General features: G+C 51.2%; 29 protein-coding genes. 17 read left to right on the plus strand and 12 right to left on the minus strand.

Annotated features, from left to right (window positions below; translation table 11 throughout):
* Positions 1-11 precede the first annotated feature (11 nt).
* The 3 genes from ACZ5PT_RS06200 to ACZ5PT_RS06210 are packed head-to-tail and all read right to left on the minus strand — an operon-like array spanning position 12 to position 2405.
* A complete protein-coding gene (locus tag ACZ5PT_RS06200) occupies positions 12-1043 on the minus strand; it encodes a succinylglutamate desuccinylase/aspartoacylase family protein (RefSeq protein ID WP_464265940.1) in 1032 nt (343 codons plus the stop codon).
* Entirely contained in the window at positions 1040-1945 is a 906-nt protein-coding gene (rimK, locus tag ACZ5PT_RS06205; protein ID WP_464265941.1) for a 30S ribosomal protein S6--L-glutamate ligase, read from the minus strand. The genes ACZ5PT_RS06200 and rimK overlap by 4 nt, the downstream gene beginning before the upstream one ends.
* A gap of 7 nt (positions 1946-1952) precedes the next feature.
* On the minus strand, positions 1953-2405 hold the full coding sequence (locus ACZ5PT_RS06210; protein WP_464265942.1) for an ATP-dependent zinc protease family protein: 453 nt from the start codon (positions 2403-2405) through the stop codon (positions 1953-1955).
* A gap of 275 nt (positions 2406-2680) precedes the next feature.
* On the opposite strand from ACZ5PT_RS06210, the gene ACZ5PT_RS06215 reads away from it, so the two are divergent.
* The 4 genes from ACZ5PT_RS06215 (at position 2681) to ACZ5PT_RS06230 (ending at position 4562) form a co-directional block, all read left to right on the plus strand.
* On the plus strand, positions 2681-3259 hold the full coding sequence (locus tag ACZ5PT_RS06215; protein ID WP_464265943.1) for an isochorismatase family protein: 579 nt from the start codon (positions 2681-2683) through the stop codon (positions 3257-3259).
* Positions 3259-3618, plus strand: a complete 360-nt coding sequence (locus ACZ5PT_RS06220) for a TraR/DksA family transcriptional regulator (RefSeq protein WP_464265944.1) — start codon at positions 3259-3261, stop codon at positions 3616-3618. Before ACZ5PT_RS06215 ends, ACZ5PT_RS06220 begins: the two co-directional genes overlap by 1 nt.
* Positions 3619-4056 carry a DMT family transporter gene (locus ACZ5PT_RS06225; protein ID WP_464265945.1) on the plus strand — a complete coding sequence of 146 codons (438 nt, stop codon included), beginning with the start codon at positions 3619-3621 and terminating at the stop codon, positions 4054-4056.
* Positions 4057-4163: 107 nt separating this feature from the next.
* A complete protein-coding gene (locus tag ACZ5PT_RS06230; RefSeq protein ID WP_464265946.1) occupies positions 4164-4562 on the plus strand; it encodes a response regulator in 399 nt (132 codons plus the stop codon).
* Positions 4563-4630: 68 nt separating this feature from the next.
* On the opposite strand, the gene ACZ5PT_RS06235 is transcribed toward ACZ5PT_RS06230, so the two are convergent.
* Genes ACZ5PT_RS06235 through ACZ5PT_RS06245 form a run of 3 tightly spaced genes read right to left on the minus strand, consistent with a single transcriptional unit; the run spans position 4631 to position 7768 of the window.
* Complete coding sequence (locus ACZ5PT_RS06235; RefSeq protein ID WP_464265947.1) at positions 4631-4990, minus strand: DUF3024 domain-containing protein; 360 nt, start codon at positions 4988-4990, stop codon at positions 4631-4633.
* Entirely contained in the window at positions 4969-5910 is a 942-nt protein-coding gene (locus ACZ5PT_RS06240) for a PLP-dependent cysteine synthase family protein (protein ID WP_464265948.1), read from the minus strand. The genes ACZ5PT_RS06235 and ACZ5PT_RS06240 overlap by 22 nt, the downstream gene beginning before the upstream one ends.
* A 16-nt stretch (positions 5911-5926) precedes the next feature.
* Positions 5927-7768 carry a UbiD family decarboxylase gene (locus ACZ5PT_RS06245; protein WP_464265949.1) on the minus strand — a complete coding sequence of 614 codons (1842 nt, stop codon included), beginning with the start codon at positions 7766-7768 and terminating at the stop codon, positions 5927-5929.
* A 340-nt stretch (positions 7769-8108) separates the two neighbouring features.
* Between ACZ5PT_RS06245 and ACZ5PT_RS06250 the strand changes: the two genes are divergently transcribed.
* Positions 8109-9704 carry an ATP-binding protein gene (locus tag ACZ5PT_RS06250; protein ID WP_464265950.1) on the plus strand — a complete coding sequence of 532 codons (1596 nt, stop codon included), beginning with the start codon at positions 8109-8111 and terminating at the stop codon, positions 9702-9704.
* 80 nt (positions 9705-9784) lie between these two features.
* Here ACZ5PT_RS06250 and ACZ5PT_RS06255 read toward each other — a convergent pair whose 3' ends face one another.
* Positions 9785-11203: a sigma-54-dependent transcriptional regulator gene (locus ACZ5PT_RS06255; protein ID WP_464265951.1), complete on the minus strand. Its 1419-nt coding sequence runs from the start codon at positions 11201-11203 to the stop codon at positions 9785-9787.
* A gap of 957 nt (positions 11204-12160) precedes the next feature.
* On the opposite strand from ACZ5PT_RS06255, the gene ACZ5PT_RS06260 reads away from it, so the two are divergent.
* The 7 genes from ACZ5PT_RS06260 to ACZ5PT_RS06290 all read left to right on the plus strand — a co-directional run bounded on the left by ACZ5PT_RS06260 (position 12161) and on the right by ACZ5PT_RS06290 (position 17684).
* A complete protein-coding gene (locus tag ACZ5PT_RS06260; protein ID WP_464265952.1) occupies positions 12161-12388 on the plus strand; it encodes a hypothetical protein in 228 nt (75 codons plus the stop codon).
* Between the two features lie 37 nt (positions 12389-12425).
* Positions 12426-13091, plus strand: coding sequence for a response regulator (locus ACZ5PT_RS06265; RefSeq protein ID WP_464265953.1), 666 nt, complete (start codon positions 12426-12428; stop codon positions 13089-13091).
* Positions 13092-13394: 303 nt separating this feature from the next.
* Positions 13395-13919 carry a cytochrome c3 family protein gene (locus ACZ5PT_RS06270; RefSeq protein WP_464265954.1) on the plus strand — a complete coding sequence of 175 codons (525 nt, stop codon included), beginning with the start codon at positions 13395-13397 and terminating at the stop codon, positions 13917-13919.
* A 53-nt stretch (positions 13920-13972) separates the two neighbouring features.
* Positions 13973-14911: a 4Fe-4S dicluster domain-containing protein gene (locus ACZ5PT_RS06275; protein ID WP_464265955.1), complete on the plus strand. Its 939-nt coding sequence runs from the start codon at positions 13973-13975 to the stop codon at positions 14909-14911.
* Positions 14911-16230, plus strand: a complete 1320-nt coding sequence (locus ACZ5PT_RS06280; RefSeq protein ID WP_464265956.1) for a polysulfide reductase NrfD family protein — start codon at positions 14911-14913, stop codon at positions 16228-16230. Before ACZ5PT_RS06275 ends, ACZ5PT_RS06280 begins: the two co-directional genes overlap by 1 nt.
* Before the next feature lie 112 nt (positions 16231-16342).
* Positions 16343-17251, plus strand: coding sequence for a HAMP domain-containing protein (locus ACZ5PT_RS06285; RefSeq protein WP_464265957.1), 909 nt, complete (start codon positions 16343-16345; stop codon positions 17249-17251).
* Positions 17202-17684, plus strand: a complete 483-nt coding sequence (locus ACZ5PT_RS06290) for a menaquinol oxidoreductase (RefSeq protein WP_464265958.1) — start codon at positions 17202-17204, stop codon at positions 17682-17684. The genes ACZ5PT_RS06285 and ACZ5PT_RS06290 overlap by 50 nt, the downstream gene beginning before the upstream one ends.
* 81 nt (positions 17685-17765) lie before the next feature.
* Here ACZ5PT_RS06290 and ACZ5PT_RS06295 read toward each other — a convergent pair whose 3' ends face one another.
* From ACZ5PT_RS06295 to ACZ5PT_RS06315, 5 genes are all read right to left on the minus strand, one after another.
* Positions 17766-18047, minus strand: a complete 282-nt coding sequence (locus tag ACZ5PT_RS06295; protein WP_464265959.1) for a peptidylprolyl isomerase — start codon at positions 18045-18047, stop codon at positions 17766-17768.
* 62 nt (positions 18048-18109) lie between these two features.
* On the minus strand, positions 18110-18781 hold the full coding sequence (locus tag ACZ5PT_RS06300; protein ID WP_464265960.1) for a spermidine synthase: 672 nt from the start codon (positions 18779-18781) through the stop codon (positions 18110-18112).
* 389 nt (positions 18782-19170) lie between these two features.
* The gene (locus ACZ5PT_RS06305; protein WP_464265961.1) at positions 19171-19578 is read right to left on the minus strand and encodes a DUF2721 domain-containing protein; all 408 of its coding nucleotides are present in this window, start codon (positions 19576-19578) and stop codon (positions 19171-19173) included.
* Positions 19578-20237 (minus strand): class I SAM-dependent methyltransferase, encoded by a 660-nt coding sequence (locus ACZ5PT_RS06310; RefSeq protein ID WP_464265962.1) that lies wholly within the window; start codon positions 20235-20237, stop codon positions 19578-19580. Before ACZ5PT_RS06310 ends, ACZ5PT_RS06305 begins: the two co-directional genes overlap by 1 nt.
* Positions 20238-20263: 26 nt before the next feature.
* Complete coding sequence (locus tag ACZ5PT_RS06315) at positions 20264-20797, minus strand: hypothetical protein (RefSeq protein ID WP_464265963.1); 534 nt, start codon at positions 20795-20797, stop codon at positions 20264-20266.
* A 214-nt stretch (positions 20798-21011) separates the two neighbouring features.
* On the opposite strand from ACZ5PT_RS06315, the gene ACZ5PT_RS06320 reads away from it, so the two are divergent.
* Genes ACZ5PT_RS06320 through hslO form a run of 5 tightly spaced genes read left to right on the plus strand, consistent with a single transcriptional unit; the run spans position 21012 to position 23905 of the window.
* On the plus strand, positions 21012-21941 hold the full coding sequence (locus ACZ5PT_RS06320; RefSeq protein WP_464265964.1) for an ABC transporter ATP-binding protein: 930 nt from the start codon (positions 21012-21014) through the stop codon (positions 21939-21941).
* On the plus strand, positions 21925-22719 hold the full coding sequence (locus ACZ5PT_RS06325; protein ID WP_464265965.1) for an ABC transporter permease: 795 nt from the start codon (positions 21925-21927) through the stop codon (positions 22717-22719). Before ACZ5PT_RS06320 ends, ACZ5PT_RS06325 begins: the two co-directional genes overlap by 17 nt.
* Before the next feature lie 22 nt (positions 22720-22741).
* Positions 22742-22873 (plus strand): hypothetical protein, encoded by a 132-nt coding sequence (locus ACZ5PT_RS06330; RefSeq protein WP_464265966.1) that lies wholly within the window; start codon positions 22742-22744, stop codon positions 22871-22873.
* Positions 22874-23014, plus strand: a complete 141-nt coding sequence (locus ACZ5PT_RS06335) for a hypothetical protein (protein WP_464265967.1) — start codon at positions 22874-22876, stop codon at positions 23012-23014.
* A gap of 24 nt (positions 23015-23038) precedes the next feature.
* On the plus strand, positions 23039-23905 hold the full coding sequence (gene hslO, locus ACZ5PT_RS06340) for an Hsp33 family molecular chaperone HslO (RefSeq protein ID WP_464265968.1): 867 nt from the start codon (positions 23039-23041) through the stop codon (positions 23903-23905).
* Positions 23906-24313 lie beyond the last annotated feature (408 nt).

Consider the following 24313-nt stretch of genomic DNA (forward strand, 5'->3'; position numbering starts at 1 on the left):
TGTTGCGGAGGTTAGCGCTCCAAACCGAAATCCTCATCGGTCAAGGTCGAGGTGAATACATCCAGTGTTTCCTCCGCCTCTTCCGAGTCAGGGACTTTTGCTAGATGAATCAAGGCATCCCCTTCGTGGGCCAAAGGCAGGGTCAATTGGCCGATGATGACACCGGTAAATGGTGCTAGGACCTCTTCCCGGTCTTCACCGAGCGGGTCGCTGAGAATGCCGAGCAGGCTATTTTTTTTGACCAAACTTCCCATCTGCGCTTTGCGGGAAAAGGTCCCGCTCATGCTGGCACGCACCCAACTGGTTCGGTCGGTGATAATTGGTTCGCGGCGCTTGGCGCGGCGATTAGTCGGGAGCATGCCGGTGTGGCGCATGACGTTGATTATTCCACGCAAACCGGTACGGATGGCCGATTCATTGAAGTAAAGCGCCTCGCCAGCTTCGTAAATCAGCACCGGCTTGCCGAGTGCGGCAACCGCTTCGCGCAGTGAACCGTCGCGTAATTCCGAAGGAACGACGATCGGGGCACCAAAAGCGGATGCCATCTCGATGGTTTTTGGGTCATCCAGGCTGGCGCGAATTTGCGGTAGATTGCTGCGAAAGTTGGAACCGGTGTGCAGGTCGATACCGAAATCACAGCGGGTAGCGATTTCATTCATGAAAAGATAAGCAAGGCGACTGGCGAGGGAGCCTTTTTGCGTGCCGGGAAAGTAACGATTAAGGTCGCGGCGATCAGGTAGATATCGGGATCGCTGAATAAAACCGAAAGGGTTTACGACCGGCAGTGCCAGCAGCGTTCCTTTTAGGGAGCTCAGCGCCCGAACTTTGAGGAGCCGGCGGATAATTTCCACGCCGTTGATTTCGTCACCGTGGACAGCAGCGCTGACAAACATCACCGGGCCGCTGCGCCGGCCATGGATGACATGCACCGGCAAGGTCATTTCGTTGTTGGTATAGAATCGGGCCATCGGCAGGTTGACGGTCTCCCGGTTACCAGGCGAGACCGTTGTCCCGCCGATTTCAAAGGGGCTGGCGCGATTCATCCCTTGCCTCTGGTACGGGTGCGGCCCGGTTTAGCCTGCTTCTCGATGAATTGGATAATTTGTCCGGCGACATCTTTTTCTGTCGCGGTTTCGATCCCCTCCAGACCTGGGGAGGAGTTGACCTCCATGACCACCGGGCCGTGATTGGAGCGCAGCAGATCGACTCCGGCGACATTCAGTCCCATGATTCTGGCTGCGCGCACCGCCGTTGAGCGTTCTTCGGGAGTCAGACGGGCGATGCTGGCATTGCCGCCACGATGCAGGTTGGAGCGGAATTCCCCCTCTTTTCCTTGGCGTTTCATTGCTGCAACCACTTTGTCGCCAATAACAAAACAGCGGATGTCGGCACCTTGCGCTTCCTTAATAAATTCCTGCACCAGAATATTTTCTTTTAGCCCGCGAAAGGCTTCGATAACGCTCTCAGCGGCCTTGCCGGTTTCCGCCAGCACCACGCCGATTCCCTGGGTGCCTTCCAGCAGTTTGATCACCAGCGGCGCTCCGCCGGCCAGTTCGATCAGATCCTTGGTGTATTTGGTTGAGTGGGCAAAACCGGTCACCGGCAGGCCGATCCCTTTACGGGCCAAGAGCTGCAGGCTGCGCAGTTTATCGCGGGAACGGCTGATAGCCACCGATTCGTTGATGCTGTAAACGCCCATCATTTCAAACTGGCGGACCACGGCGGTGCCGTAAAAGGTAATCGAAGCGCCGATACGCGGAATAATCGCATCGTAGCCGGTCAGCTCTTCGCCTTTGTAGTGGATGGAAGGTCGCTGGGTAGCGATGGTCATGTAGCAGAGCAGCGGGTCAACGACCCGCACATCGTGACCGAGTTGTTCGGCGGCTTCAACCATGCGGCGGGTGGAGTACAGCTCTGGGCCTCTGGATAAAATAGCAATTTTCATGGCAACCTCACTTTGCCCCTAGGTACAGGTCATGTTGGGGACGGCCGAATAAAAATGATTTATCGGGGGAAACCGTGATTTCGCGCATTGCCGTGCGCCCCAGTAACATCCGAAACTTCATGCTGTCACGATTGGTTAGTGTCATCTCAATCGGCCAGCGTTTTGCGCCGAGTTGAACTGTCGCTTCTATCACGTAACGCATTTCCCGGTGGCCACCAGAATCGCTGACCTGGCGATAATCCTTGACCGGATGCTCACAGATAATTTCGATATCCTCACGGCCCTGCAGCGGATGAACTCCAAAGCGAACCATTTCGCGACCCTCATGGATGAAGGGCTCAACAAAGAATGCATGCAGTGCCGAGGTCCGTGCACCGGTGTCGATTTTGGCTTTGATCGCTTGGATATTCAACTCTGGCAGCGCCAACCACTCGCGCCAGCCGATTTCAATTCTGTTCATAGTGCCTCGATGTGTCGTGATTTGAAGCTGCTGACTGTTTTCGCCAATTATCGTTTTAATTCTAGTCGAATTTGAACAAACTACACCTGCAATAAATGTTGTTTTATCAGGCATTTGTTGGTTTTTTTTGAAAAAGTGCGCCATCATAGAGATTGTCTTAAAAAATGAAAAGTAAAAAACACGCCATAGCCACTTTGATTGAAGAAAGCTTTTGCAAACGAATTACGACCCTCTATACTCATAAGCTCATCCCTGAATCGACAAGGAGACACGAAATGGCAGAGATTAAAGATAAATACTGGCTCGAAAAAGAGAAGGCGGTGTTGGTTGTCATCGATGTGCAGGAAAAGCTGATTCCGGCGATGGACGAGCGGATCTGTGGCCAGTTGGTCGGGCATATCAATATGTTGGTTGAGGGCTTCAAGGCAATGGGTTTGCCGGTGATCGCCACCGAGCAGTACCCGCGTGGACTCGGCCATACCATTGAAGAACTGACCGCCGCTACTCAGCAGGATTGCGTTGAGAAGGTCGCCTTTAGCTGTGCCGGTGAGCCTAAATTTATGGCAGCGCTGGAAAAAACCGGCGCCAAGCAGGTGGTGCTGGTGGGGATGGAATCCCACGTTTGTGTTTACCAGACGATGATCGATCTGCTTGATCGTGGTTACGTCGTGCATCTGGTTCGTGATGCCATCTGTTCACGCTTCAAGTCTGATTATCAGACCGCGATTGCTATGGCGGCGCAGATGGGTGCCGTTTTGACCACCACCGAGATTGCCCTATTTCAGCTGGTTGGCGTCGCTGGTAGCGATGATTTTAAAATGGTTTCCAAGTTGGCCCGTCGCCGGACGGCCTGATGGATGAGTTGACCTCTGCACAAGAGCAGGAACTGCATGGCGATATGTTGCAGTTGCGCTGCGAACTGGAACAATTACTGAGCGACTCAAAACAGAGCAGTCAGGCGGTCGATCTGGATCAGCCGATTGGCCGCTTATCACGGATGGACGCTCTGCAGCAGCAAGCGATGGCCAAGGCTAATCGGGCCGCTAATCAGCGGCGCCTGCAGTTGATCGAGTCAGCTCTGCAGGCGATCAAACAGCAGCGCTACGGGGAGTGCCGGCGCTGTGAAGAGCCGATCGGGTTTCCTCGTTTAAAGGCACGTCCGGAATCCCCCTTTTGCCTCGATTGTCAGGGGCAAATTGAAGAAGAGCGCTAAATGTCGAATTTGATGTTGATGATTTTGATGGTTGCCGGTGGTGTTGCTGTCGCGGTGCAGCCGTCAATTAACGCCCGACTGGCCGAAAAGACCGGCTACCTGCAGGCGGCAACCATCTCTTTTGCCGTCGGCACGCTGGTGTTGTTGTTGATTTCTTTAACCACCGCACAGGGCAGTTTTCGTAAAATCAGTGAGGTTGATTGGTGGCAACTCAGCGGCGGTTTGTTCGGCGCTTTTTTTGTCACCATGACCATTGTCGGTGTCCCGCGCATCGGCACCACCGCAGTGTTGGCATTGACCATCGTTTCGCAACTGCTGGCCGGATTGGTGATGGACCACTATGGCGTGTTTGGCATGCGTGGTATCCCGGTCGACATGAAGCGGCTACTGGGGGTGGTGCTATTGCTGGTGGGGGTGGCACTGATCTGCCGGCGCTAGATAAATTAGTCATTAATGTAAGGCGTTGAGGTTTTTGTCAGATCTGGTCAGTACAATTGGGTCATTTGTAACTACACTCTCTTGGAATTGCCATTAGATGAGGGCCCATGACAGAAAAAATCAAAATCGTTGTTATTGATGATGTTGCCTCTTGTCGCAACTTTTTGATCGATGTTTTGGAAGATCGCGGCTACGAGGTGGCCAGCTTTGGTAATGCCGAGGAATTTATCTGTCAGTGCTCAGCAACAGAGCATTGTCCGGTCAACACTCCTTGCGCTGATTTGTTGCTGACTGATAATCAGATGCCCCGTCTAACCGGTTTGGAAATGATTGAGGCTCAGCTGGCTAAGGGATGTAAGTTGCAGACTGGGCAGCGAGCCATTATGTCAGGAAGCTGGACGGGAGAAGAGCTTGATCGAGCGCAATCGTTTGGCTGTCAAACGTTCGAGAAACCTTGTCTGGAAGGATTGAGAACCTGGCTGGATAAGTTTGAACTTGATCGTTAGGTTCTCCGTTTAAGCATTGAGCATATAATTAAGGGGGTTCCAGCCAGCATTTGGTTGGAACCTCTTTTTCATTCTTGCCAGAAATGGCCAAGCGGGTCCTGTTTGATAGCGTTGAGCAGTTTGCTCAGGTCAAGGGTCGGATTGACGTTGAGATACAGTTGCCAGTGTTCACCCTTTTGGTGATGTAGCGTCCACTGGTTCAAATCCGGGTTGTAACGCAATTGTGCCATCGGCAGCTGTTGTTGCTCTGGATTGTGCATACAACAGCGCACCTCAAACAGGTTGATTTGCCGGCCTTCGATTCGATAGCGCAAGTGGCGCGGGCTCAGAACGTCATCTGCCGTTTCAGAGCAGAAGTTAAAAAGTAACTTTTCCGCCTGTTTCTGGAGTAATTCCGGAAGCACCATCAAGGTGGACAGTCGGCGCACTTGGAACGGAACAGGTTGGTGCTCAAGTAGCGATCTCCGCGATCCGGTAGGATGGTAACGATCGTGCCGAATTCAATCTCTTTGGCAATCCGGAGCGCGCCGGCAGCAGCGGCACCGCTCGACATGCCGACAAAAATCCCCATGGCTACTGCCAGTTGACGGGCGGTTGCGTAGGCTTCTTCATCTTCTACCACCAGATTGCGGTGCAGTTTATTGGCATCGTAAATGGCTGGGACGATCGCCTCCTGCATATTTTTCAGACCCTGCACCTTGTGTCCCAGGGTCGGTTCTACGCCGATCACTTTTACTTGTGGCGCATAATCTGCAAAGTAATCACTCATGCCCATCAAGGTTCCGGATGTCCCCATGCCGGCAACGAAATAATCGATCTCGCCAGCGCACTGTTGCATGATTTCCGGGCCGGTAGTTTCGTAATGCGCCAATGGGTTGTTCGGGTTGGCATACTGGTTGGGCATATAGTAGGTATCTGGATTTGCCTCCAGAATTTTGTGCGCCAGGCGGATGGCACCATCGGTCGCTTCACAACCCGGCGAGAGGACCACTTCGGCGCCATAGGCTTCGAGGACGCCACGGCGTTCGGCACTGACACAGGCTGGCATCACCAGTTTGACTTTGTAGCCTTTGGCCGCGCCGATCATGGCGATGGCGATGCCGGTGTTGCCGGAGGTTGGTTCGAGAATGACCTTGTTGTGTGTCAGTTCGCCACTTTGCTCGGCTTTTTCGATCATGTAGAGTGCCGGGCGATCTTTTACTGAGCCGCCGGTATTACTGCCTTCCAGCTTGGCGAGAATCCGCACCCCCGGTTTGTTACACAGGGCTGAGATGTCGACCAGCGGGGTATTGCCGACCGATTGTGTCAGAGAGGGAATCTGGATAGATTGTTCTTTGACTTTCAACACAGTAAAAACTCCATTCTTAGATGATGCCGTGTAGCGGGCCACCTTTGGCAGCAAGTTGGTCGACACGTTTTTCGATTGCAGGATCTTCAATCAGCGCCGGAGCATGATGTGGCTTGCTGCGTGCGTCGATAATCAAACTGCCGTTGCAGCCCCAATGTTTGGCTTTCACGGTGGTCTCGATACCGTAGATATCCGCCGCTGGGTTGGAGCGGGTGAAACAGGTCCAGATCCAGTTGTTCAGAGTTGCCGCGCAGAAATCACTATCATCTACGACCAGAATCAGCGGGAACTGGTTGATCGGATCTTCGGCTGAATATTTGTTTGCCAGACGCAACAGGTCACGATCTTCGCCGGGAAGGTAGGCAGTGCAGGCCGGGCCTTCGAGCAATAGTACGCCCGGGAGTGCGAGGCGAGGATATTTAAAGCCACGTGGCAGTTGCAGTTCTACCGGGATTTCCGTCGCCAACTCGCGGCGTTTCGGCCCGGCGGCCGCCATCACCACCTTGGAGCCTTGATTCAGACCGTGACCGCTGTAATCGAGGGTGTCGATGGTGGTCCGGGTCTGAAAGTGCAGGTCGCGGCGCCAGTCAATTCTTTCCAGTAAATGTTGGAAAACAGCTGGAATGTCGTGTACGTCGAGCCGTTGATTGTCATTTTCAGCGACAATCAGCAGGTACTTGGCGAGAGATAATTGTCCTTGGCCAAAAATGGCGTTCGCCTGGGTCAGCAATTCCTGCGGCTCAGACAAATCGTTGTAGGGGGTGTAGCGCTCACTGCCGATGGCCAACAACAGTGGGTGAACCCCGGCGGCATCAACGGCATGCACGCCTTTGATGCCGGGCAGGACAGCAGGGATCAATTCGCCGGTTAATTCGTGGATGAAAGCACCGAAGCTGGTGTCTTCCTGCGGCGGGCGACCGACACTGGTGAAGGGCCAGATGGCATCTGGGCGATGGTAGACGCGATCAATTTTGACCAGCGGGAAATCGTGTCCCAGGCTGTAGTAGCCGAGATGGTCGCCAAATGGGCCTTCCGTTTTGAGCTGCTTGGGGTCGACGGTACCGCAGATGACAAAATCCGCTTCAGCTGGCATCGGCAGCAAGCCCGCAGGGTGGACCATCGGAATCCGGTGGCCGGCAAGCAGTCCGGCAAAGGCCAGTTCCGGCATGCCTTCCGGTAGTGGCATAACCGCGGCGACCGTCATGCTTGGCGGTCCGCCGACGAAGATATTAACGCGGAATGGTTGTCCCAGTTGCAGGGCTTCTCGATGGTGGACACCAATCCCGCGATGGATCTGGTAGTGCAGACCAGCTTCTTGATCGGGAAGATAGTCGTTGCCCGATATTTGGACTCGGTACATCCCCAGATTTGATGAGCGTAGCCCCGGTTTCAGACTGCTTTCAGAGTAGACTTGCGGCAGAGTAACGAAGGCACCGCCGTCATCCGGCCAGCTTTTGATCTGCGGCAGTTTGCCGAGACTTGTTTGGCATTGTAAAATCGGGCCGTTTTTGACTTTTTTCGGCAATAAATGGAACGCGGCTGCTGGGGCCGAAAGCAGAGCTGCCGGGTTTTGCAGCAAGCTTTTGGGTTCTAGTTTCAGTTTGATCAGGGTTTCGACATGCTTGAGGGTGTCGCGAAACAGATAGCGGGTCCGCTCCAAGGTGCCAAACAGGTTGGCTGCGGCAGGAAAACCGCATCCCTTCAGATTGTTGAACAGCAGCGCAGGTCCACCGGCCTGGTAAACGCGGCGTTGGATGACTCCGGCTTCAATATTCGGATCAATCGGCAGGTCGATCCGAAGCAGTTGACCGCTGCTGTCCAGATCATTAATTGCTTCACGCAGATTTCGATAACCCATCTCTATTTCTCTACTTAAAAAGGTTGTCAGACAAACGCAACCTGTATACTCCAGCAGGCACTGAAAGGCAATGGAAATGCCTGATTAAGGGGCGCGGGAATTTTCTTTGCCCCTTAGCTTTAGTTCAGCTGAGACTCTTCAAGGGCGGGGTTTTTTCCCTGCCTTGCAGCTTTTTCTCGGGCAACAGCAGGACGCCCTTTGAATAAAACACGGAGGTTGATGAAGAAATTGGTTCAAAAACTTCTCTGTTTGGTTCAGTATGTATCGGTATTTTATTGTTTTTTGCCGTCCAGCTTGAATATTTCGTTGGCGGTGCAGAAGTTTTTCCTTGGAGGCGTGGATGCAGCTTAAACTGGCATCTAAATATACGGCAATTTCCTGTACCGCTCTGCTCGTCATCATGTTTACCTTCGCATTTTTTAACGTCAATACGCTGAAAGACAGCTTTTTTGCCGAGGCCATGTACGAGGCCGATACCCTCAGTGAGATGATCCTGCACAATTCCTACTACCTGATGCTGGAAGATGACCGGGTACGGTTGCAGCAGATGATTGATGAAGTGGGAACCATGGATCGGATTGAGCAGATTCGGATTTTCGGCCGCGAAGGGGTGGTCAGTTTTTCGACTGACAAAACCGAGATCGGCACGGCCTTAAGTAACCGCGACGAAGGGTGCTATTTCTGTCATGTCGGCGAGAGTACCGCGCTGATTGATGCTTCCATCGAAACCCGCAGCCGGACTTTTACCGATGCGTACGGTAGTGATTTTCTGGGAATGACGCGGGCAATTTACAATGAGGAAAGTTGTTTTACGGCAGCGTGCCATTTTCATTCGGAAGAAGAAAAAAAACTCGGGATTCTCGATATTGTTGTTTCTTTGGAGAAAATGCAGGCGGTGACTTTCAATCATCATGCCGATGTCTTTGTTTCGACTGCGGTGATGTTGGTCCTGTTGTCGATCTGCCAATTTATCTTTACCCAGAAATATATCTGTGAGCCGGTCAATCGGTTGGTCCGGCACACCAAGTGTCTGGCGCGCGGGGATCTGGATGCGCGGATTGAAAATGTGCCGACCGATGAGTTCGGTGAGCTTGGCGAAGCGTTTAACACGATGGCCGGCAATCTGGCACAGGCCCAGTTGGAATTGCGTGATTGGGGTAACACCCTGGAATTGAAGGTCGAAAAGCGAACTACAGAAATTCAGGAGATGCAGACGCAACTGGTGCAGTCGGCCAAGTTGGCCTCAATGGGTGAATTGGTGGCGGGTATCGCTCATGAAATCAATAATCCGCTTGGCGGGATATTGATGTTCTCATCGTTGGCGGCCAAAACGCCGGAGTTGCCGACGCAAGTTAAGGATAACCTTGAGGTCGTGGTCTCCGAAACCAGACGCTGTGCAAAAATTGTCCGTGGCTTACTGGAGTTTTCCCGGGAATCGATTCCAGAAAAGCGGCTTGATTCGATCAACCGGATTATTAAACAAACCTTGCGCCTGGTTGCCCAGCAGACCCTGTTTCAGGATATTGAGGTGCAATGTGCCTATGATGATGAATTGCCCGATATCTATTTGGATCCGGACCAGTTTCAACAGGTATTTTTCAACATGTTTATTAATGCTGCTCAGGCGATGCCCGACGGCGGAATTTTGATGATTGCGACCAGCTTGAACGAAAGTGACTCAGTTGTGGAGATCAAGGTTGCCGACAATGGACAGGGGATTCAAAGGGAAGACTTGAATAAGGTTTTTGATCCGTTCTTTTCTACCAAAATCCGCAAAGGGTTCGGCCTTGGCTTGTCAATTTCTTACGGGATTGTCAATAATCATGGTGGGAAGATCAGTGTCGAGAGTGAGTTTGGCAAGGGGACGGTATTTACGATTCTGCTGCCGACCAGCGAAAATGCTTCTCTGGCTGAAGAAAACTCAGCAGACTGCTAGTCGCGATGGCTGTCGTGGGCCGTTTTGATGAACGCTGAACTAGCGGATACTCAGGTGTCATGATGAGCCGGATCGGCACTTTAGGTGGCGTTATGGTTTTTAATTGAGATGCCCAGCTTTTTTAGCATCGCTTGGAAGTTGGGCCGCAGCATGCCGGTTTCTTCGGCGGCTTTGGTGACGTTCCAATTGTTTCTTTCCAGAGCGGCGTAGACAAAGGCTTTTTCAACCGGTTCGACGGCCCGTTCCCGGGCGATACGTTTATTTTCTTTGAGCTCCTCAGTATTTAGCGGAATCATTATTTCGCCCTGCAGATCGTCATCGGACGAGGGCAGTTCCAGGTCTTCACGCTGGACCTGTTCGTCTTGCGCTAAAACGACCGCTCTTTCGATGATGTTTTCCAACTCGCGGACATTCCCTGGAAAGCTGTAGCCTTCAAGAGCAATTCGCGCATCCGGTGCGAGTCCTTTGATGTCCTTGCCGATTTCTTCGGCAAACTTCCTCAAAAAGTAATTGATCAGCAGAGAAGTGTCCCCTTGACGATCGCGCAAAGGCGGCAGATCAACGGGGATAATATTGAGGCGGAAATAGAGGTCATCACGGAAGGTTCCCGCTTCAACCATCTCTTCGAGCCCCTTGTTGGTGGCGGCAATCAGGCGGATATCAATCGAAGTGGCCTTGGTGCCACCGATCGGTGTGACTTCGCGTTGTTGCAGCACACGTAACAGCTTGGCCTGGGTGGTCATGCTGATATTGGAAATCTCGTCAAGGAACAGGGATCCGCCGCTGGCGACCGAGAACAGCCCAGGTTTGGTCTGGGTCGCACCGGTGAAAGAGCCTTTGACATGGCCGAACAGTTCGCTTTCCAGGAGGTTCTCCGGCAAGGAGTTACAATCAACCGCTACAAAGGGCTGATCTTTGCGGTGGCTGTGGTTATGGATAGCGCGTGCCGCAAGTTCTTTTCCGGTGCCACTTTCTCCAGTAATCAGAACGGTACTATTGGTCGGGGCAACCTGAACAATTCGCTGGTAAACCTTCCGCATCTGTTTGCTTTTGCCGACAAAGGAATCACATTCCTGATCGTCGAACTCTTCACTTTCCTCCGGTTGGGCCGCTAATGTCAGGGCTCTTTGGCGTGAGGCAGAGTTGATTTTTTCAGCAATTTGTTCAGGCAGAAACGGTTTGGTCAGGTAGTCGAAGGCGCCGTTTTTCATCGCCTCAACGGCGGAGTCGACGGTAGCGTAGCCGGTGATGATGATGACCGGGACAGCGGGCTGTAAAACACGGATGGCTTTGAGGACTTCAATACCATGCATACCTGGCATTTTCAGGTCGGTCACAACAACTTGGAAATTGTCTTTCTGTAGCTTTTCCAGGCCGATTTTACCGTTGGGGGCGACCTCTACTTGGTAGCCTTCAAGGCACATCGTCTGTTTGATGCCTTCGCGGATGACTGTCTCGTCATCAATGATCAGAATCTTGTTTGTCTTGGCCTCATCCATATCCGTTGTTTTGCCCTTCTTGATATCACTGTCCGTTTACATTGAACTTTGTCAGTGAATGGTCCGGATTGTCCGGACCCAACCGATGGTAAAGCATCCTAGCTGGAGGCCCAATAGTATTGTTATCGGTATAACATTATCGCATAAATGATAGTTTTTGCAGACTTTTGAGTCAAGCGCTAAGTTTACAAGGCTGTGGCGGAATCTCTTGCGCCTGCTGAGGGGGGGGGAAGAGATTCCGCCATTTTCACATGAGCGATAATCTAAGTATCTGAATTCTTGGATAGTGCCTGCTTGAAATGATGACGGAATAGGTTGCCTACGTCACTGTTCAGATTGTCTCTTTATTGCTGAGTGCTTATGCGGATAACCGAATGTATATTCGATTTATACGACTTATGAGCGCGAGTAATTATAATAACGGCCAGCGGGTTTTTTCGATCACTTTTGCTGTCGTTTTCATTTCAGGTGACTTTCTGTCTGCGGTGAGTTTGAGGCTGTAAGGTCGCGTAGAATATCATTTTTGGCAATTTTTATCAGAAAGAAAAGATTTTGCTGCTGGTCGCTTTTGCCCATGGTCTTTTGTGTTGGAATGGTCCCCTGGTTGAAGGCCCCACATCGTTGCTGACTGGTAAATGGCCGTGGAGAAATGAAGATAGTATGCAGCGCACATTTTTTATGTTCATTGCGTTTGCGATGGGTAAGTGCCTTAAAAAACAACACTTATGTGAGTTCTGAGCCGCATGGTATCCCCCGCTTCTGAGAACGCCTGTATGTCGCTTGTATACAGTTCCGGTAGCTTAATCCTTTCTTGCCAGCCGTTACATAGAAAAAAAAATAGCAATAACAGCTAGTTAATTTCTTTATGTTGGGTTGGATGAATTTCTGGCATAACAACTGCTATTAAAGAGGACAGAAAGAAAGATAATAGATAATGTTTTTGTTTGGGAGGTCATTATGAAAAATATCATCCGCAATACTTTGATTATTCTGTCCTGCTTCTCTTCTGCCGCGTACGCAGCAACAGATGCTGGCACTGAGGGGGGAAGTTTTCTCCTTACCTTGTTTATCGGCTTCTTTGCCTTGATCATCGTTTTCCAGTTGGTTCCGGCAGTTATCTTGTTTTTCGGCATGCTGAAGGGTTTGTTTTTGCGTGACCACAAAGCGGAAAAGCATCTTAACTGAGCTGGTGGCAGGGTTTAATGGCTGAAAGGGTGGCATCATGCAAGGTCTTCTAATTGCAAATGAGGATCGAGACTCACGGGATCGCTTGGCAGATCTCTTTGTCGAGGATGATCTCCAGGTCGAAACGACTGATTCAGTGGTTAGCGGCCTTGAGGGTATTCTCAACAAGACCACTCAGGTTGTTGTTTTGGGAGGGAATTTCGATGAGGCATATGTCGCGAAGTTGGTTCCGCTTTTAAAGAAATGCAACCGCTACCTTTCGATCATTTTGATTTCGGATGAAATATCTATCAACCTGCTACGTCGTATCCGCAAGGAAGGAATTTTTTACCATGCGTTGAAACCGGCAGGGGATGAAGGCCGAGAGGAAATACGTCAAGCTGTTCACTACGCCTTCAGGAATTACCAGGCACGGAGAAATGAATCCAAACAAACACAGTCCAAGGAGGTTTCTATGCAACGAGTGAAGGCAATGCTGACGTCATTGTCGCTTGTGTTGATGGCCGTAGCACCAGCAAGTGCGGCTGAAACCGAAAAAACCTACACCAGTGGGATCTTGGTGCTGGCGTTTGTCGGTCTCTGTTCCTTGTTGGTTGTCGCGCAGTTACTACCAGCTATCAAGTCACTTTTCGGCATGACCAAGGATGCGGCAAAAAAGAGTACCTCTAACTATAGCAAGGCTGTTTCAGCCAAAAAACAATAACTCTTTAAAGGACAAAAGGTGCTAAAATGATTGAATTGTTCACAAGTCTAGGGAGCGTAACAGAGGTTTACACCACGGTTGATTATTACACTTATATCAAAGGTCTTGAGTATCTGATCTGCGTTGGATTTTTCTGTGTTTTCCCAATGTTCTATAGCTACATCCACGGTGGGGATAAGTCCTAACCCGCTTATTTTCCAAGCTTAGTTTTTTAGGACGTATTTTTATTATTTTCAGGCTGCCCAAGCGATGAAAAAAATCTAAATTGGGTAGCCTGAACTTTGACAAGGAGAAGTGAGTGCTATGTTTGATGCTTCAAATTGGCACATGAAGGGGTTGTTGCTGCCATTGTTAACCCTGCTCTTGGCCATGAATGCCTACGCTATGGACGCGCCCGATAATGTGACCATTGATGTTCTCGCCCAGTATTACGAGCCGGTTGAGTTTGACCACGCCATGCATATGGATGTGGCCGAAGATTGTTCCGTTTGCCACCACCACACCACCGGAACCGGAACCACCGATATTTATTGTTCAAAGTGCCACAGTGAGTACAAGGAATTGGTGAAAGTTTCCTGCCAGGATTGTCACTCTGTGAAACCGTTTGCAGCCGAAGAGATTCAGCTGCAGAGTCAGCAAGACCTTTTCCATGGCGATATCAATGGGCTAAAAGGTGCCTATCATCAGAACTGTCTTGGTTGTCATCAGCAGATGGATGGACCGGTCGGTTGTGAGGATTGTCACGCCAAGACGGAAGAAGGGGAAAAACTCTTCCATTCAGGGAAATTTGCTCCGGAAGCACCTGAGCATGCCGGTGCTGGTCACTGATTAGATTCTGATACGGTTTATTCATTGGAGCAATTTAGCAAGGAGATATCGTCATGAGTAAAGTAAGTCGAAGAAAATTTCTTGCAGGCGGTTTGGCCGGTGGCGCAGCAGTGATGCTGGCACCCGCCAAAAATGCACTGGCAAGTGGTAATTTTAGTGGATTCCCTGATGGAATGGGGGTCCTGGTGGACATGACCCGTTGCGTCGGTTGTCGTAGTTGTGAAGCCGCCTGTAACAAAGAGCAGGAACTGCCAAGCCCAGATCTGCCGTTTGATGATTATTCGGTTTTCGATCAGACCTTCCATCATGGCACTCAGAAGCGTCGGCCGACGGAAAAGGCTTACACGGTGGTTAACCGTTACGAGCCGGAAGAGAGCGATAAACCGGTTTTCCGTAAGATTCAGTGTAACCATTGCAACGAGCCAGCCTGTCTGACCTCCTGTTTTGTCAATGCTTATACCAAGACCAATGAAGGTGCGGTTATCTACGACGAGCATGTTTGCGTCGGTTGCCGGACCTGTATGGTCGCCTGTCCGTTTAGTATTCCTGGGTACAGTTACTCGAAGGTTATCAATCCGGTCGTTAAAAAGTGCATCTTTTGTTACGAATCGCGCGTCAGCAAGGGCAAGCCGCCGGCATGTGTCGATATCTGTCCTGCCCAGGTCATGACCTTTGGCAAGCGCAAGGATCTGCTCAAGTTGGGTCGTGCCAGAATCAAGAAAAGTCCTGAAAAATATCAGTCCGAAATTTATGGTGAGCACACAGTTGGCGGCACCGCCTGGCTGTACCTTTCTGGTGTTCCCTTTGAGGAACTCGGTTTTGATACCAGCTTGCAGCAAGAACCGATTATCAATAACGTCAAGGGCTTCCTCGGTATGGTGCCAATGGTCCTAGCCATTTGGCCTGCCCTGTTCACTGGAATTCATTTGCTGTCGACCAAGGGAAAAGATCACCACGATGACGACAGCCATGCCGAGGAGGGAGTAGAGTAATGAAAAAGCTAGCTGAGCACGGAATTTCGCCGCTGACTGGGTCAGAGTCACCGGACGGAAAAAAGTTCAACGTCATGGAAAAGTTATTTCTCGGTCTGAGCCTTGATCAGTATATTGGTCAGTTGATCCGGAATAAGTTCAATTGGCTGCTGGCATTTATTTTTGCTATCGGTATCCCGGTTATTATCTACCGCTTCATTTTCGGCTTGGGAGCAGTGACCCATTCCTCTTACGATTATCCTTGGGGGTTGTTCCTTGGGTTCGGTCTTTTTTGTATGGTTCCTCTCTCGGCATCAGGTTTTATGCTGGGAACAACCTGCGAGATCTTTGGCCGTCATGACTTTGAGCCGATTGAGCGACTGGCGTTGTTAAATGGTCTGCTCGGGTATTTCTTTGCCGTTGTCTATCTGTTGGTCGACCTGGGGCAACCTTGGCGCTTGGCTTACCCAATGGTTTACGCCTGGGGTCCGGCGGCTGTTCTGTTCCTGGTTGGTTGGCACGTTGCTGTTTACCTGTCGGTTCAGGTCGCTGAAGTTTCGGTGGCCTTCTTTGAGTGGATCGGTTGGCCAGCGGGTAAAGACTTTGTCCGTAAGGGTACCATCGGTTTGACCGTGTCCGGTATCATCCTCTCGACCCTGCACCAGGGGGCGTTGGGGGCGTTATTTACCTACGCGCCGGGCAAGGTTCATCCCTTGTGGTACTCGGCGGAGTTCCAGTGGATTCACTTCTTTACCTCGTCGATTTTTGGTGGTCTCTGCATGGTTATCGCGGTCAGTACCATTGTCATTAAGACCATGGCGTGGCGTTGTGATGACCGCTTCAAAGATAGCTTGAATGATCTCACCATCAAGTTGGCCAAGGGTGCGAGCATGGCACTGATCACCTACCTGGTGATCAAGCTGATTGCTGTTGCCCATGATAACGAGTGGGTTTATATGGCGACCGGTTGGGGTGCCTGGTATATCCTAGAGATGCTTGCCGGAACGATCTTGCCGATGATCCTGTTTGCCTATGGCATCCGCCATAAGCTGGTCGGTGTGATCCGTGTCGGTGCTTTTGCTGCCGTTCTTGGCATTGTGCTTAACCGCTTGAACACAGCGTTGATCACTTTCAATTGGAAACTTTATCAGGAAATACCGCATTTTCTGGAAATCATTATCGCCATTACCATCTTCTTCATCTATATTGCAACTTACCGGTTTATCCTTAACCGTCTACCGATTCTCTATGCTTGGAAAGCTCAAGTTGATGAGGTCCCTGCAGAAGTTGCCATGCCAGCAAGTCCTGAGCGAGAACAGGATATTCCTGTTCGGGCTTGAGGTCATGGCTCTCATGGTCGGCGGGGCACCGGGTCTCCGTCGACCATGAATTTTCAAGATTCAAGTGGGGGCCAAACCAGAAGTCGCCGAAGGTTCCCACTGTGGAGTGAACATGTTCAATAATTTGATCGCCAGAGCTATCGTCCCCATCACTATAGCCGTCACGGGATTTGTCGTGTTCGGCTGTATTTTACTCTATACCTTTATCAAATCCGATATGACAGAAGAGGCGGTACTGCATGTTGATAATCTGGCAGAGACCGTTTCCCAATCAACCCGCTATGCGATGATGCAGGATGATCGTGAATCGCTGCGCAATATCGTTGGTAATGTCGGAACACTGACAGATGTGGGGCAGATCAGAATTTATGACCAGGAGGGAGGCATTCGCTTTTCCGGAAAGTCGGTAGAGACTGCGCCTGACGCAGATGTTTCTGATATCGATCCCTGGGCTAAGCGGATGATGCGGTCTGATTATCCGGAACGCACCAAGACCCATCATGATATCGGTGGTGACAGCGGACTGATTGCTGTCTCGATCCCGATTCTTAACGAAGCTAAATGTTCTACCGCCGCCTGTCATTTTCATACGGCAGACGAGCCGGTCTTGGGTTTTCTGACTCTCGGTATTTCCAGTAAACCACTCGAGAAAACGCTTGATTTGTTACGCTGGCGAATGATAATTTTCAGCGTAATGGTTCTGTTCCTAACTATTGGCGGTGTTGCTGCCTTGTTAAGGATGAATCTGTTCCTCCCGATCCTTCGTTTGACTTATTGTGCCGAACAAGCCGTACAGGGTGTCAGTGCCAAGGAATTGCCGAAGGCTGATAATAAGCTAGGCCGTCTGGAGAGGGATTTCCGACAGCTGGTTCAGCAACGAGACGATGCGTTGCAGGGTTGGCAGACGACTGGCAATTCACCAACAGATACAGAGAATGGCTCCGCCTTTGACTCCAGAATCGGGAACGACGATGCCGGACATCAAGCCGCTGCAACGGCAGGTTCAGGCAAAAATACGTAGGCTTGAACTGCTGTCCAGTAGTGGTTTGTGGATACTCGCCATGTTTACCGCATTGAGTATCGGTGCCTCTCGGAATTTTGACTTTTTGCCGTCTCTCAGCGATGAGATTCACGAGATGCTCGGGGCCTCCCCGCCGCCCAATTTTATCAATTGGGCGCTGGTGCTTTACGGTTTCTCGGCGATTATCATGGTGCTGACCCAGATGACCGGGAGCAAACGGCCGCGGGGCGCTTTGGCACATTTCGGCTACCTGAGTGCTTTTTACACCTTTTATCATTTTTCCGACGCTTTAACGGAAAACTTCTGGGCGGTTTTTACCGTTGGCATGACCATTCTCAGCTTGCAGAGCTATCATGTTTGGAACTATTACAAAGATAAGATTCGCGAAGAGTACGAAATTCTTACCGAACTGAACAAATTGATGAAAGACTGAACACTTCTTTATATAAGACAGAAAAAAGCCCAACAGCAGATGATTGCTGTCGGGCTTTTTTTTTGACAAATTTGTGAGCGTTTATTCGCTGCGCTTAGTGATTTCGATCAGGTGATAACCGAACTGGGTTTTTACCGGCCCGAGCACTTTACCGATTTCACCGCTGAAAACCACTTCATCAAATTCCTTGACCATTTGGCCGGGGCCGAATTCTCCGAGCGCGCCACCTTGTTGCCCGGAAGGACACTTTGAGTGTTGCTTGGCAACTTCGGCAAAATCGGTACCGGCTTCAATCATGTTTTTCAAGGTGTTGCAGTCCGCTTCACTCGGGACGAGAATGTGACGGGCACTAGCTTTGGACATGGTATTCTCCTTTATTGAGTTGGATAATTAGGGGCTATCTTTACCTGAACTCTGGATTAAGGTCAAATCGTTGCCAGCCAGAGACAGTGACGAACGCCTTTGCCACCGCCACGAGAGTGGGGGCGGATCTCTTCAAATTGATAGCCGGCCTGCTGCAAACGGCGGGAAAACAACGGGTCTGGGGCGACCGACCAGACAGCCAGGATTCCGCCGGGGCGCAACGCCTTTTGGGCCGCAACCAAACCGGCTGGTCCGTAAAGCCAGGCATTCTCCGGATGGGTTAGCCCTTCCGGGCCGTTATCGACATCGAGCAGAATGGCATCAAAGCGTTGCCGGGACTTTTTAATCAGCTTGGCGACATCGCCGATCTGGACTTGAATCCGCCGATCATTGAGTGGCTCACCGGCGAGGTGGCCAAAAATATTCCGGTTCCACTCCACCAGTTCGGGAACTAGTTCGGCAACGACAACATGAGCCGATTCTGGCAGATGCTGCAGAGCGGCAGCAGTAGTAAATCCCATGCCCAAACCACCGATCAGAACCTGAGGTTTGTCTCGCTTGGAAATCTGCTGACAACTCAGTTTGGCCAACTCTTCTTCGGAGCCGTGCGCACGGCTGTTCATCAGTTCGGCGTTAACCACGCGGATCGAATATTCTTCGCCGCGGCGTGACAGGCGCAGCTCATCACTATGGTTCGGGATCTGCGCCGTAGCGAGAGTTTCCCAAGGAATCATCAGTTGTCTCCTGCTGTTGTTGGGTCGAAGTTTAGGTGGCTAAACTCTTTGTTGCAGCGGTTGCAATGCCACTCTGGAGCGCCTCCGTGAATCATGCAGCCGCCGGAGATGATGGTCCCCGATTCAAGACCTTCTATAATTTGCCTAGTCAGGACAGGTTTTCCGTAAATCTTTTTTGTTACGTCTTTCATCCCGCAGTGTGGACAGGGGGGGCTGTTGCTAAGGTCGAAGTCAATAGAACTTGCGGCGATCTCTTGCGGTTGTGCAGCAGCGGAAGGGCGTGAGCGTCGAGCCTGCCAACGCTCCAGGAGTGGGCGAAAAAGAGAGCGGAAAATGTTTTTACTTAGACTCATACTTCGTTTTCCCGGTAACTGGCTGAGATCAGCGATTTAGTCGCTGCCAGAGTTCGTTGTACGTCGACTTTCCAGATCTTCCAATTCGATCTCAATCGCCTTGGTGCTGATCGCTATTTCCAGCAGCGAGCAGAGTAGGGAGAGCACTAGTAGAAAAAGGCTGCCACCAAAACTCCATTCCGCAAGTGTTACGATTTGTAGAAAAATAAACAACATTGCGAGTGAACAGAGGATAAAACTGAGGACGCCGAGGCCTTGCATTGCCTTTATCAGGGTCAGGCGGGTGCGCAGGTTGGCGATCTGCCGTAAGACCATATCGTTGATTGAGTCGCGCTGGCGGTGCAGTTGGCGGATCAATTGCGCCAAAACTAAAAATCGATTGGTGTAAGCGAGGAGTAGCAATGAAATCGCCGGGAACAGCAGGGCGGGAGTGGTTAAATCCATCAGATCTCCTGTAGTTTGGGCGGTTTTGTCGTTACGGTTTTGCGGGCACAACCGCGAATGGTACGGCGTACAATTGACGGTGCGCCGGGAATATCCGCTGCGCACAGTTTCTCGATTGTCAGACCAACCGCTTCGATGTTGCTGGCAGTGTCGCGGGTTAGATGGCAATTGCCGCAGCAACATTTCCAGAGCGGTTGACAAATTTTTTGCCAACGCTGGGTTTTATCCTCTGTGGCAACGACATGCTCCAGAAACAGCAGTTGACCTCCCGGGCGCAACACTCGATGTAGCTCGCGCAGGCTCTGCTGCAGGTTGTTTACCGAACAGAGAACCAGGGTGCTGACGATCGTGTCGATCGATTGATCGGGCAGATCTATCTGCTCAGCGCTCCAGTTCGTGGCACGAGTCAGCGACTTGGGTAACGAGGAAATTCTTTTAAGCAGCTGTTTGTGCATCTGTGGGTCGGGTTCGCTGACAATCAAATGGTCCACCTGGTCTGGATAGTGCGGGAGGTTGATGCCTGTTCCGGCACCGATTTCCAACAGCTCGCCCCTTGCCCCAGCTAAAAGATCGGCCCGCCATTGGCCCAGACAGCGTTGTTCGTATTTATGCATGGCGCTATCGTAAGCGTTGGCGAGTAACCAGCTGCAAAGTCCCATGGATTCTGCTTTCCCGTTAATTCCGACTAGAGTTCCAGGTGGCGCTCAACAAAACCTTCGACATCATCCAGTTGATTGCGCAACTCGATAATACGATTGTCGTAATCGAGAATTTTCTCATCGGTTCGGGCCAACCGCTGCTTGAGCATTTTTTGTTGCTCCAGGGTTTCTTTTTGCGCCTGGTCAGCGGCATCGGCTGCCTCCGGGCCCGTTCTGTCGCTGTCCTCTATCTGCTCCAGTCGTGTTTCTATTTGTAGGAGAATGTCTTCAAGGCGGCTTTTCATGCTCTGGCTGTTTTGTAGGTCGCGTTCAAGCATCTCGATGCGGCGCGAGCGGAAATTCAGATAGGCGACGGCAATATCCAGTTTGCGCAGCATCGAGTCTTGTTCTTTTTGCTGGACTTGACCGTAGAGCAGTTGAGTGAGGCGATCGACGGACGTTGAGAGGTTGCGAATTTCCAGCGCGACAATTTCAGCATTGGCCTCATCATCAATCGCGAACGCCGAAACTGGCAGGATAAGGCAGAGTAGCAACATGGCGAACAGTAGTTTCTTAGGCATAAGTCCCCTTGGTTGGTGGATTGAAAAAATCAGTTCCGTCTCCGGCTGGCGTTTGGCAGAGGCCGAAATCCCCGGGCGATGGCTTGGTTTTTGTTGTGTCTGCATTGTTTCGACTGATGGCGAAATAACACTGACTCCATGATCATTGACTGCCGTCTGTTTGTCAAGAAACAGAGCAGTTGTCAGCTGCACCATCCAGAGGTATAGTCGGCGAATGACAGATGCACTGCAGATTGAAAAATTATCGAAATCTTTTGCTGGAGTTCCAGCCGTTAAGGATCTTTCCTTCGAGATCGAACAGGGAGAGATCTTCGGTTTGCTCGGCCCGAATGGTGCCGGCAAAAGTACCACGATTAATATGATTGCCGGAGTTTGCCGTATCGGCTCCGGGAGTATCCATGCTTTTGGCTACGATAACCAGCGCGATTATCGTTTTACCCGGCGTATGCTCGGGGTCGTTCATCAAGAGGTCGTTATCGATAATTTTTTTACCATCGATCAGGCGCTCAAACTGCATGCCGGCTACTACGGCGTTAAGGACGACCCTGCCTGGCGGCAGTTGCTGATCGAGCGGCTCGGATTGCGCCCCCATTTGGGGAAGGTGATGTTGAAGCTCTCCGGTGGGCTCAAGCGCCGCTTCATGATTGCCAAGGCGATGATTCACAAACCGCAGCTGTTGATTCTTGATGAGCCGACCGCCGGGGTTGATGTTGAACTGCGGCACGGACTCTGGGATTTTGTCCGCGAGATCAATCGGCAGGGGACGACCATCTTACTGACCACGCATTACCTGGAAGAAGCGGAGCAGATGTGCGACCGCATCGCCATCATGAATCATGGCGAACTGATTGCTTTGGAGAAGACCCACGAGCTGGTGCGTCGCCTGTCCAACCGGCAGATGCGACTTTGGCTCGAAGCGCCGCTAGCAGAGATTCCGAACGCTTTAGCCGGCTATCGGCCGAAGTTAAAAGGGGATGGTCGCGAGTTGTTGCTTTGTCTTCCGACTGGAGAGAGTGCTGGGGTGTTGCTGCAGTTGCTCTGTGGTCTTGGGCTTAAGATTCGCGATATCGAGACTGACCAGAGCGGCCTGGAAGAGGTTTTTATCCAGCTGACCGGGATGAAGGGAAATGGCAATGGCCTTTGAGGATCCGCGCATATATCACCCTTGGCTCCCCTTTGTCACGCTGCTACGCAAGGAGATTCTGCGTTTCTGGCGGGTTGCTTCGCAAACCCTGTTGACGCCGATTATTACTGCCTCGCTCTATCTGTTTGTCTTTGGTGCCACCCTTGGTGAGCGTCTCAGTGTGCTGGAGGGCTTCAGTTATGCGCAGTTTGTTATCCCTGGGCTGGTGCTGATGGGGGTGATCAATAACTCTTTCGCCAACACCTCTTCTTCACTGTTTATGTCCCGCTATCTGGGCGGGATTGTCGACCTGCTGGTGACGCCGGTCAGCCCGCCGCAATTTATCCTGGCCTATACCTTGGCTGCGATGTTGCGCGGCGCGCTGGTTGGCTCGGTGGTCTGTGGAATTTCGACGCTGTTTGCCGAGCTTCCATGGCATGCTCCGCTGCTGGCGGTTTTGATGGCGATGCTGGCGAGTTTTCTGTTTGCCCAGTTCGGTTTGATCGCAGCCATCTTTGCGCATAATTTTGATACCCTGTCGATGTACAGTAATTTTTTTATTCTGCCGTTGATTTATCTCGGCGGGGTTTTCTATCCGATTTCAATCCTGCCCGAACCTTGGGAACGGTTGTCCTACCTGAACCCGCTCTTCTATCTGATTGACGGTTTTCGACATGCCATTCTCGGGGTTGGTGATACCAGTTTTATGCTCGCTTTCGGCGTCAGCGGAGCGATTGCCGCGACGTTGTTTTTTTGGGCTGCTTGGTTGATCGGTAAGGGCTATCGGTTGCGCAGCTAAATTAAACAAGGGAGGTCCGAATATGTTGTCGCGAAAAAATGGTCAAGCATTCAGTGTCTTTTATGATGGCGTACGAGATGAGTCGGTGCTCGATAAGAAAACCACCATCCTGGTTGGTTTGGCTGCTGCTATGAGTGTCGGCTGTCTGCCTTGAATGGATCATTACCTTGGCGTGGCCAAGGCGCAGGGAATCAGTGAAGAAGAGATTGGCGCGATTCAGGGGATCTGTATGGCTGTCTCTGCCGGACGGGTCAACGCGCAACTCAAGGAAGTGCAAAGCACGCAACGTAAATAACAGAAAGAATAGGGTCGGAACACTATGCAGGATCATCTGGTTCGAATCGTTAGCCAGGATGGACTATTGCGCGGCATGGCTGCTGTGACAACTGGTCTGGTCAGTGAAATTTGTGCCAAGCAGCAAACCGATTTTACCGCAACCGTTGCCCTCGGTCGCTTATTGACTGGTGGGGCGTTGATGGGCTGTTTGTTGAAAGGGCGGCAGCGTTTAGCTCTGGTGATGGAGGGCAACGGCCCTCTGGGAAAGTTGAGTGTTGAGACTGACGCCGATGGCCGGGTGCGCGGTACGATTCGAAACCCGCTAGCAGATTTGCCGCCAAAAGAGGGGCGTTTCGATGTCGCCGGGGCGATCGGCAAGGCAGGGTTTCTTCATGTCTGGAAGGATTTAGGTCTTAAGGATCCATATCAGAGCATGGTGCAGTTGCAGAGTAGCGAGGTTGCCGAAGACCTGGCTTGGTACCTGACCAGTTCAGAGCAGTTACCGTCGAGTGTTGCTCTTGGGGTTGAGTTGGATGGCGATGGGCAGGTTGCCGCGGCTGGTGGAATTTTGATTCAGTCCTTGCCGCCAGGGGATGAACAGCAGGTTGAGCAGGTCATCGGCCGATTGCAGCAGTTGCCACCTATAACCAGCTTGCTTCGTCAAGGGTTGGCGCCAGCAAGTATACTGGCGCAGATCTTCGATGACTTGCCGTTTCGAGTGCAGGAGGAAGTGCCGCTGCAGTTTTATTGCCCATGCAGCAGGAACCAGATTGAGGGGGTTTTGCTGGGGTTGGGAGAGGATGAATTGCAGCGGCTGGTTGAAGAGCAGGAGACAGTATCGGTGGTGTGCGAGTACTGTCGCAATAATTATGCTTTTGAGCGAGCAGAGATCCAGCGCCTTTTAAGTTAACCGTTGCACATATGCTGCTCGGTTTTGTGGAAATATCAGTTCATTGTATCCCGTCATTTGATTATATCTTTCCAATAGAAGGAAAAGTGAGAAACGCACTTCGATAATTGCTGACCGTGGTTTCAGTGCGTACTCCAGTCAGGTGAATAAAACCTTCGTCAAACACGACTTTCCCGGTCGGGAAAACAAAAAACCCTGAGGTTTTCAATCATTAGAAATTCAAACACTGTTTGATTGGCGGCCAGGTCGTGTCGGGGTAAGCGATAAACTGGAAAAATAGGACTCCAGTTGATATCGTAACATTCAAAAACTACAGTAATTCCAATATTAAAGAGGACCACCGCAGTCAGAATAATTGCATACAGTATACTGTATTTTTTCCTTGACATGTCGGGGGCTTTATCCTAA

Source organism: Desulfuromusa ferrireducens, from assembly GCF_055389805.1.